Annotated in this window: 12 protein-coding genes and 2 pseudogenes; 7 read left to right on the top strand and 7 right to left on the bottom strand. The window is 37.0% G+C overall.

Translation table 11 applies throughout. The annotated features are described in order from the left end of the window. Window positions 1-191: pseudogene (locus DYY65_RS09025) on the bottom strand (hypothetical protein); the annotation flags it as partial. 11 nt (window positions 192-202) lie between these two features. After that, window positions 203-367 carry a hypothetical protein gene (locus tag DYY65_RS09020; RefSeq protein WP_162477630.1) on the bottom strand — a complete coding sequence of 55 codons (165 nt, stop codon included), beginning with the start codon at window positions 365-367 and terminating at the stop codon, window positions 203-205. 190 nt (window positions 368-557) lie between these two features. Between DYY65_RS09020 and DYY65_RS09015 the strand changes: the two genes are divergently transcribed. Then, complete coding sequence (locus DYY65_RS09015) at window positions 558-1133, top strand: hypothetical protein (RefSeq protein ID WP_162477629.1); 576 nt, start codon at window positions 558-560, stop codon at window positions 1131-1133. A gap of 157 nt (window positions 1134-1290) precedes the next feature. After that, window positions 1291-1584: a hypothetical protein gene (locus DYY65_RS09010; protein ID WP_162477628.1), complete on the top strand. Its 294-nt coding sequence runs from the start codon at window positions 1291-1293 to the stop codon at window positions 1582-1584. Window positions 1585-1925: 341 nt separating this feature from the next. Here the strand turns inward: DYY65_RS09010 and DYY65_RS09005 are convergent, their stop codons facing one another. The 3 genes from DYY65_RS09005 to DYY65_RS08995 all read right to left on the bottom strand — a co-directional run bounded on the left by DYY65_RS09005 (window position 1926) and on the right by DYY65_RS08995 (window position 3119). After that, window positions 1926-2093 carry a hypothetical protein gene (locus DYY65_RS09005; protein ID WP_162477627.1) on the bottom strand — a complete coding sequence of 56 codons (168 nt, stop codon included), beginning with the start codon at window positions 2091-2093 and terminating at the stop codon, window positions 1926-1928. Window positions 2094-2312: 219 nt separating this feature from the next. Further along, window positions 2313-2855: a YqaA family protein gene (locus DYY65_RS09000; RefSeq protein ID WP_162477626.1), complete on the bottom strand. Its 543-nt coding sequence runs from the start codon at window positions 2853-2855 to the stop codon at window positions 2313-2315. A gap of 51 nt (window positions 2856-2906) precedes the next feature. Beyond that, on the bottom strand, window positions 2907-3119 hold the full coding sequence (locus DYY65_RS08995) for a hypothetical protein (RefSeq protein ID WP_162477625.1): 213 nt from the start codon (window positions 3117-3119) through the stop codon (window positions 2907-2909). Window positions 3120-3447: 328 nt separating this feature from the next. Here DYY65_RS08995 and DYY65_RS08990 point away from each other — a divergent pair, with 328 nt between their 5' ends. The 5 genes from DYY65_RS08990 (at window position 3448) to DYY65_RS08965 (ending at window position 6321) form a co-directional block, all read left to right on the top strand. After that, the gene (locus DYY65_RS08990) at window positions 3448-3876 is read left to right on the top strand and encodes a hypothetical protein (RefSeq protein ID WP_162477624.1); all 429 of its coding nucleotides are present in this window, start codon (window positions 3448-3450) and stop codon (window positions 3874-3876) included. Between the two features lie 578 nt (window positions 3877-4454). Next, the gene (locus DYY65_RS08985) at window positions 4455-4592 is read left to right on the top strand and encodes a hypothetical protein (RefSeq protein ID WP_162477623.1); all 138 of its coding nucleotides are present in this window, start codon (window positions 4455-4457) and stop codon (window positions 4590-4592) included. Window positions 4593-4650: 58 nt separating this feature from the next. Next, on the top strand, window positions 4651-5298 hold the full coding sequence (locus DYY65_RS08980; RefSeq protein ID WP_162477622.1) for a cysteine hydrolase family protein: 648 nt from the start codon (window positions 4651-4653) through the stop codon (window positions 5296-5298). A gap of 110 nt (window positions 5299-5408) precedes the next feature. Next, window positions 5409-5738 (top strand): hypothetical protein, encoded by a 330-nt coding sequence (locus tag DYY65_RS08975; RefSeq protein WP_162477621.1) that lies wholly within the window; start codon window positions 5409-5411, stop codon window positions 5736-5738. A 394-nt stretch (window positions 5739-6132) separates the two neighbouring features. Continuing rightward, on the top strand, window positions 6133-6321 hold the full coding sequence (locus DYY65_RS08965; protein WP_162477619.1) for a hypothetical protein: 189 nt from the start codon (window positions 6133-6135) through the stop codon (window positions 6319-6321). Between the two features lie 312 nt (window positions 6322-6633). On the opposite strand, the pseudogene DYY65_RS08960 reads toward DYY65_RS08965, so the two are convergent. Both DYY65_RS08960 and DYY65_RS08955 read right to left on the bottom strand, forming a co-directional pair. Continuing rightward, a pseudogene (locus DYY65_RS08960) lies at window positions 6634-8936 on the bottom strand (aconitate hydratase). 154 nt (window positions 8937-9090) lie between these two features. Further along, a partial coding sequence (locus DYY65_RS08955; RefSeq protein ID WP_162477618.1) for a hypothetical protein occupies window positions 9091-9287 on the bottom strand: 197 nt, incomplete at its 5' end.

The following is a 9287-nucleotide window of genomic DNA, read 5'->3' as shown; positions in this document are numbered from 1 at the left end:
ATGGAAGATGTGCAATTTAATACATTTTTACATACCTTTACCCGATCATATTCTCCAGGGAAAAGTCCGATAACTGCATCCCCCTCGTACTTGAATACACATCCCCCATAGCCAGTCAAAGCGATGCTTATCTCTTGAGCAAACGTTTGGATCATCAGAGCAAATCTATCGTCGGCTAATGATAGGCTCATTTCTGTTTGAATTACTTACATCTATAAATGATTACTAGATTCGTTTTTCTATTTGCGTGTCTTTTTAGCATCTTTTTGGATTCATCGGTTGACATGTCGAGTTGTATGTCAGCTGTAAGTGTTTTAGCAACTCTTGCATGTATTTGATCTGAAGCGGATATGTTGGCAAAAGTCACAAGCCATTCACCAGGTTCGGACAAAACTAAGAAACGTTAAACTCTATCTTTGTCTCATCGTACAATGGGATCGCTGGATTATAATTCCTGCATATTTCACCATTATTATGAAAAGATCTGCCTATCAGTGACCAAACATCTTAGGCTAAGCGATATAAACCTATTTGATCATCCTATCCATTAATCCAAGATGTCTAGTGGTGAAGAAGTAAAGAATATTTTATACTCGACTATAGAAGACATTGGAAAGGAACGAATTAGATTTGATACAACGTCAAACATAAACCTCTCAGAAAAGTATATCGATAGCATAATGAGTAGGTGCATACCAAGGATAAGTAATAGTAATTCAAAGATAAACAGCTGGAATGAAACACTTGCAGGAGTAAGCGAAGCACTTCTTCATTTTATGTTGACTGTGTGTACTCTTCCATCTGAAAGGAAGATTCAACTTAAAGAAGATCTGATGGTTGATGTAATCATACCGAATTTACAGAGCTTGAAGAGAAATTCTCGCAAATCTATTATCATAGAAATTATAAAAAATAAGGAAGATTTAGCTAAAATTCCAAGGTTGGAATACTTACAACCCGATTACAGAAATATTTGGATTGTAACGCCAATACCACTCTCTACGAAAAGATACAGAACATATAGCCTGACCTCAAGTAACGCTACATTCCATAGTAGGTTTTCGAATATTATTATAGATGTTGACGGTTTCTTAAGGGATACAGGGGATAGGACCCTCAGACTCGTTCATTGAACACAGTAAGCAGCCAAGCCAGCTCATCATAGCAGACAGTGACAGGACAAGTAATAGAATTGTTACCATGTGGGCTTATCTTTTCCCTTTTGAAAGAAACCTGCATGTTTAAATTTTAAATATTTGACGCACATATGCTATTCATCAATACTGTGATATGAGCTCAAGTGACACCTACAATGAATTTGTTAAGTATTTTGAGAGAATGAATCAGCGATACAATGAGTATATGAAGGACACGGAAAGAATCAATCAACTATATACCGAATCAATTAAGAATATTGAGAGGATGAATGAATTGTATCGCGAACTCATTAATGCCAACGATAGGATGAATGAATTGTACAAAGATATACAGAAAATAAGTTCAAATTGGCTAGACATCTTTTGGAGACCCTGGCTGGGGAAAGGGCGAGAGGAGAAAGATAAAGCAAACAAAAACATAAAGTAGTAAGAGTCATTGTGGCTCTTGAACTAGAACCAGATATATTTTATCAAAAGAATTTGAGTGCAGTAATAACACATCAGTGATAGTATCGCATTTCCAAGTGAGGAACATTAAAAAAGGCACATTCAAACGAATTAACTCCATTCAATCTCGCATTATCTGCTCAAGATGGCTCTTCATAGCGCAATCGCAAGCCAATCACAGAACGGACCCCCGCTCAGCTTTCCTTTTGGTGCATCAATCGGTAATAGCCATGGTGTGACTATCAAACTGTCTTAACCTGGCTTTAACTTATCTCAACTTAGCCAGTTAATGACACAAATGAAGAAATTCTGGCTATACCATCAGGAGCCGATATCTTCCTCCAGATATCTCCAGACCCCCACTTTTTCTCGGTTTGAATTCACTGAAGTGCCACTGATCAAAGAAGCTAGTGTTCTACGTAACAAGTCTGCTGGTGTGTCAGCAGCACCTCCCCCATCTTTCCCTCTATCTGACTGCCCACCAGGCATTTCCATTCAATGTCCAAATGTGAAGACTTATACTTTTATGTTTATAATTTAGTTTCAAAATTTGTAGTGTGACATCCCTAAATTAGATCTCAATGCAAGGGTGATTCTTATGGAAAAATAATATTAGTGCTTTTCAAAATATTGTAAGCCACTTCCTGTGATGTTCTAATTCCCCTATCTAGCAAGTGTAGCTAATAGTTATATAGACCCGTCAATAGATCACGTGTGAGACATTGCCGAGGGAAAGATCGATGGAAGAATCAAACTGCCGATATATACTATTGCAACTCCTTTGACTACTTTGCCTGAAACAATAGCGATACTAAATAATTTAAGATTATACTTTGAGGCGCCTGCTATAATAGGTATATAATCTCCAATTATTGGTATCCATGGAGAGATGAAAAGCATAACCCAACCATATTTTTTCAACAATGAAGCGCCCCTATACTCACTTTTTTTATTTGGTTTTTTACGGAACCGTCTTAAAAAACTGATGCCGCCATAACCAATGTAATATGCAATGAAGCCTCCTATGATTGAACCACTGACTAGTGTTATAAATATCGCCATTTTACTTTGACCCGCTAATAATAGCCCAGATGTTGTCAACTCAGTAGGAATAGGAATCACTGAAGACAACAAGCTGTTTATGAATAGACCGATTAACCCAATTTTTACAAAGAATGGATTACTTAGCAATATAGTAGTAGTGGTAGTAGTACCTCCTATTGTTATTGCTTCGAAAATCATTGATGACATTATAATGACATTCTCATTGGAAGAGCTTGTAAGAATCACACTAACTAAAGTTTATGGCACAAAATTTCTGATATAGTCCCTAACTGCTTGAGATTCCTCTCTATATGCGCGTATCATTTCCTTTTTACCATCAGGAGACTGTAATGTCACTGTTACGATATTAACTTCAGCGTCTGATGCGAATACCGGAGGTTCAATTTTCTCGATTTTATAGCTACTGTTCAGCAGTCTTTTTATTTTTATTACAGATTCAAATTCTACCAAATGTCTCTGACAGAGTAGATACTCCTAACACATAAAGGTCACTTTTTGAGTGTCCAACTATAATGACGTTTCGTTATGATGCAGGTGTGGAAAAAACCTTTGTTATTCGTCTTTTAACATCTTTTGGCATATCTTAGTCTTCAATTAGCTTGTGAAGGCCTTTTTATCGATGTACAAGACTAATACGCCCGTGATTCTATAGCCCGTTAAAGTAGAGTAGGGAGATTATTTACGAACGAATTACGAAGGACAGAATAAAGGATTTGAGATAAATAATACTATAGGGATAGTCATATTAAGATATGGATGATAATAAGTGGTAATGAATTTGCAATCGGGTAAACCTAGTAAGGATGTTGACAATATCAATGATTCCTTCCAAACATTCTCAAAAACCTGTTCTGTCATATACAACAAAATAAGCAAAAAACAATACGAATACCTTCAAGCAATATCTGGCATACAGGATGATATATTTGATTCATGTAATGGATTAGTTAAACAACAGGTAGACATACTGGAAGACTATGTAAATAGCGGTCTAGTGAGCAAGGAATACATGATGCCTTTGGTTGAAATGGCCAATAGACTCATTGAATCCTATTTGAACTATATATCCCTTGAGTATAACCTAGCATTATCCAGAACGCAGTATCATCACAAAATCCTGCAGATGATAAATGATGTCACTCCAAAGTTAATGAAGACGTATCTAGAATATATAAAACAATTTAAAACATTCTCACTTTCCGCATAAATCGGCCTCAGAATAATGCGAGAGAAGGCATCTGCGTCACCTATTTCCTTGATTCTTCATGAATTATAATTAGGGTCAATAAAATACTATCTACAATTTTGTGGCAAATAATTACTGGTGTAAAAAGTCTAAATCAACTAAAAAATAATGGCTATGTTTATGAGGAATTGATCTACTTTCAATGCTCTATGTATTGCGGTCAAAGATGGCATATTCAAACGAAGATTAGGTCCATTGAGGCATGACAAAATGCTAAAGAAAATCAGTATACTTTTCATAGATAAACACGATAAAAATTACTAACGGTCAGTTGGAAATCCAAACTATCCGGAATCAACTCGATCGCAGTTTTGCCACTTTGGTAGCCCTGTTGGTCAATCATAGGATATCGAAAAAAGCCTAATCTGGGATGTCTAAGATAATAATTCAATCGCTAAAATCGTTAAAATATATCAATAGGAATAAAATAAAAATAAAAATATAACAATATATAGACAGTAAGTAAATCCATCACTTAAAAGGCCAGATAGCATATTTAAGTGGCCTGATTATGAAAATCTTATGTAATTAATTTGAACATGCTAGAGGATATAAAATTGCTTGACAAATTGGCAGTTAACAAGCTTAAAGTGGGTTCTACGGCAGTGAGAATGGTCGGGCCCTCGATTTCTTTGTCCAGTTACGATCAACAATTACTAGCGATCAAGATAATCTGAATAGTTTAACTCACTTTGAGTATGTCGTTACTATAATAATGTTAGGCGATTTATTAAAATGGCGTTTAGTATATATCAAGCTCTGGCAAAAGCGAGACCATCGTTGAGGGAGGGAAATAAGAGAGAAGAACCTGATCAAATCAGTCGAGAGACCAGGTATGTGATTTTGGTAAACGATATGTTAAATGATTTCATACATGGAAAGCTGAAAAGTGCTAGGGCCGCACAGATAATACCTAAGATAAGTTTATTGTTAAAAAAAGCAAGACAGAAAGATATACCAGTATTCTATTGTAATGACGAACATCTCCCAACAGATGAGTATGAGCTTAAACTATGGGGTGCGCATGCGATGAAAGGCACAAAAGGTGCACGAGTGATAGATGAGCTTAAACCAGCTTCAAATGACTATATAGTACCAAAGCGAAGGTATAGTTCTTTTGATGAAACCTCTTTAGATAGCTTACTTCAAAACATCAATGGTGGAAAAGGTGCTGATGCCATTATAATGACAGGAGTTCATACACACATATGTATTGAGCACACTGCATATGACGCCTTTGTAAGAGGATACGACATAATAGTTGCAGAGGATGGTGTCCAAGCCTTTACCGCAGAAGATCATCTGGCTGGTTTAGATTATATGAAGCTAAATTACGGTGCAATTATAGAGCCTGTATCAAATATTATAAAGAACATATCCTAATATTGACTTTATTACTTTACAATATCCTAGTGGCTTAATTCAAATAAGAAACTGAAAGAGCTTATTTTCCACAAGAAATATGACTATGGTGACTCTAATCGTCTATCACCTTGTCGGTAGAGAATAAACTAGCGAGTTTTCTCAGTGGGTCTAGGGACTGGGAAAGAAGACCAACCAATCTACCTGGGGTTTTCCTTTTGAAGCTGCCCTCCTCTAGATCTAGACAAGCTTCCATTGCTATTGAAATTAATCCAGTTGATGCTACTGGTTCAGCTACAAAGAAGAGGGGTATTGTCATTCGGTCTGCTTCAGAGTTTGACGAGTTTAACCGTATACTTGCTAACCAAAAACTAATTGAACTAGCAAGAAAGATTGATGAAGTAAATCCTAAGCAAAAAGAAGAAGCTACGGCCACAGGATCGGATGTTTTTGAAATCTAAAACCCTCACCTCTTGCCCAAATGATCATTACAACGGATAATCATTGATAAGTGTTTAATCGAGCTACAAGTCAGTAGAGTGATGAACGCGCAATATCACATCTCTAAATAGCATGCAACTCATCCAACACTTCACTGATCAATAATGCTTCATAAGTTAGACGCTTATGCTTTTTTAATATTCTGTGTTTGAGAGTCCTTAAATAACTGTTATCATAATTCTTTATATTTCTTTTCTTGAGGTCGTTCAAAAACTTTAATTCCGCTTTACTTAGCATATCACCATTTTTTTAGAAGCTGACATACTAATAGATATCTATATTCTGAAATCCTTACCAACAAACGTTGCTGTAAATGGCAACGTTATTATATGCGTCGTTTCTATATATAGACACGTGAACAAGGATTTCGTCCCTGTTAGAGCCATAATTGAACCTCAATCTCAATCACTTAACAGCATAGCAATAGCTCTAGAAAACTCAAAATCAAAAGATATTCAGGCCTTAACAGCAGCAATAAAGGAAATGGCCTATACTCTAAATACCTACGTAATATCAAGTCTCTCCATACTCTATATAAGGTAAAGAAACGTGGGAGCGTTAGGAGATCTGTACGAGTACTCTTATCCGAAGAGTACGAAAATGCGACTTCTTTGTAGAATATTGTATAAGTATTATAGGACGTAGCTCATCTATATAATAGTTCTCTAGTAGTAATATAGGTAAGGGATATCATCGTTTTTGCTGCTATTGCTAAATGTGTGTTACTCTTTATGGTAGCGTTATATTTTTTACTATATCGGTCTTAGCGATTCTTCTGATAATACTACTAGTTAATAGTATTTGAACACGTCTATTTTTACCTCTTATGGTATATCTGCTGATTGGGATAGGCTGTTAATTGGCTTCTGTCGAACGGAGCATATTAAGGGCGGAACCTGCCCGAAACCAAATGAGTTGAGATTGATTGTAAGAATGTAATAAAGATATTTCTTCCTCTCTCCCGTCAACGTGATGTAAAACACAGTTGATGGGATATCATTTAATGCGATAATACTAATCCGGTCATCTTCCATAATTTTGGAATAATCCAATGGATCTGCAAATGTCAATGCTAGTACTCCTTGTTTCTTGAGATTGGTTTCATGTATCCTAGCAAAGCTTCTAGCTATTACAGCCGCACATCCTAAATACCTTGGAGTCATGGCAGCATGTTCTCTACTGCTGCCCTCTCCATAATTATTATCTCCTACTATGACCCATTTCAGACCACTTTCTTTGTACTCTCTAGCAATATGAGAAAATGACTCAGTTTTACCGTTAAGAATATTTTTGCCGCTTCCTACTTCTCCGTCGTGATAAGCATTTGCAGCACCAAGAAGTAAGTTATCGCTTATCTTGTCTAAATATCCTCTATACATTAACCAAGGTCCTGCGGGGGAGATGTGGTCAGTTGTGCATTTACCCTTTACTTTTGCTAATATTGGTAATTTCTCAAAATCTTTGCCATCCCATTTTGGAAATGGTTGTAGTTTTTGTAATCTCTGACTATCCTTGTTAATTATTACCTTTACTTTGGAAGGATCATTAACTGGTGCAACAAAGACACTACTACTAGTTGCATCTTTGAAACCATTTTCTGGGGTTTCAGGTGCTACTTTAGGAGGGTCTAGCTTGAATGTTGTTCCATCATTTGCAATCAATTCGTCAGTAAGTGGATTAAATGAGAGCCTTCCTCCCAATGCAAGAGCCGTGACCAACTCTGGACTTGCTATAAAATTCATTGTTTCCCTTCTTCCATCGTTACGTCCTGGAAAATTTCTGTTATATGATGTAACAATGACATTAGGCTCCCCTTTCTTTAATTCAGGTCTGCTCCATTGTCCTATACATGGGCCACATGCATTTGCAAGTACATTTGCGCCGATGTCTTTAAGTGATCGCATCTGGCCATCTCTTTCGATTGTGGCTCTAATCATTTCTGATCCTGGCGTAACTTGTAAGGGTACTTTTGTTCTGATTCCTTTTTTTCTTGCTTGTTCCGCTATATTCGCTGCTCGTGACATGTCTTCGTATGAAGAATTTGTGCAACTTCCGATAAGAGCAACTGAAATTTTGTCAAGATATTTGTTCTTCGTTACATCTTCTTTCATCCTTGATATCGGTCTTGCAAGGTCTGGAGTATGAGGGCCAACAATATATGGCTCAAGTTTAGAAAGATCGATTTCTATTAATTGATCAAAAAAGTTTATCGAATTCTGTCGGTTTTCAGATATTTCTTTTTCTATCTGTGGATCTTGAGTTAGTAAATCAATATGTTTGTTCGCAAGCTCAGCTATCTCTCTTCGTCCAGTTGCTCTAAGATATATTTCCATCCTCTCGTCATATGGGAATATTGAGCAACTAGCACCAACTTCTGCACCCATATTAGTTATGGTTGCTTTTCCCGTGCAGCTTATGGTTTTAGCTCCAGGTCCAAAATATTCTATTGTTGCATTGGTTCCTCCAGAAACCGTGAGCTTTGATGCCACATAAAGTATAATATCCTTGGGAGAGGACCATCTATTCAACTCTCCAGTAAGATACACGCCGATGCGTTTAGGATACAATAATTCCCAGGGCATACCAGCCATTACCTCTGCTGCCTCAAGTCCCCCGACACCCATTGCGACCATTCCTAGCCCTCCTGCATTAGGAGTATGCGAGTCTGTTCCGATCATTAACCCTCCTGGAAAAGCATAGTTTTCTAGAACCACTTGATGTATTATACCTGCTCCAGGTTTCCAAAATCCCAATCCATACTTTCTTGATGCCGATTCAAGGAATTGGTACACCTCGTTATTTTCATAAAGCGCGGCCTCTGTATCAGGGCCACTTCCTACTCTTGCCTGAATAAGATGGTCACAGTGAACTGTTGTTGGAACAACGGTATGTTTTAGGCCGGCTTGCATAAATTGGAGAATCGTCATTTGCCCAGTTACATCCTGCAATGCAACCCTATCCGGATTCAGAAGAACATAACTCTTACCATTAATGAAAGCATCAGCTGAACTAAAATCTATATTTTCATAGAGATGTCCTGTGAGAATTTTTTCACTAAGTGTTAGAGGTCTGTCTGTAGCATCTTGTCTAATTGAAATCTTATTTTGTAATTTCTCATATACTTTGGCAACTGAGTTGGGTGTTGTTTCTACCTCTATTTTCGGATTAATAATAGACAAAGACTTTTATTCTTAACCTGTCACGGTTTATAATCCTTATTAGCTGAATGAATTTTTAGGAGTCTGAGAAAATTTGTTCTGACAAAACAACTAAAAATAGAGTGGGGGAGAATACTAATTCGTTACTTTACGATTATCTGTGCATGCCACCGTGTATGTCAGCTGAATTACTACCAGTATTGAAGCATAGAGTACTGCTACCGCTTCCACCATTGTCAGTGCTCATAGCACCTCTGACTAACGTAGGCTCAGAACTTGTGCTATTACACGCATTTAGTTGATTGACCTGTTGGTCTACCTTTATGCTATTTCCATTGTTGTTGTTGTTGT

Origin of the sequence: Nitrososphaera sp. AFS, assembly GCF_009898475.1 — an archaeon.
In the GTDB taxonomy this organism is placed as follows: domain Archaea; phylum Thermoproteota; class Nitrososphaeria; order Nitrososphaerales; family Nitrososphaeraceae; genus Nitrosopolaris.
The sequence above is the reverse complement of the archived record's forward strand: the minus strand, read 5'-3'. Positions and strand labels throughout refer to the sequence as shown.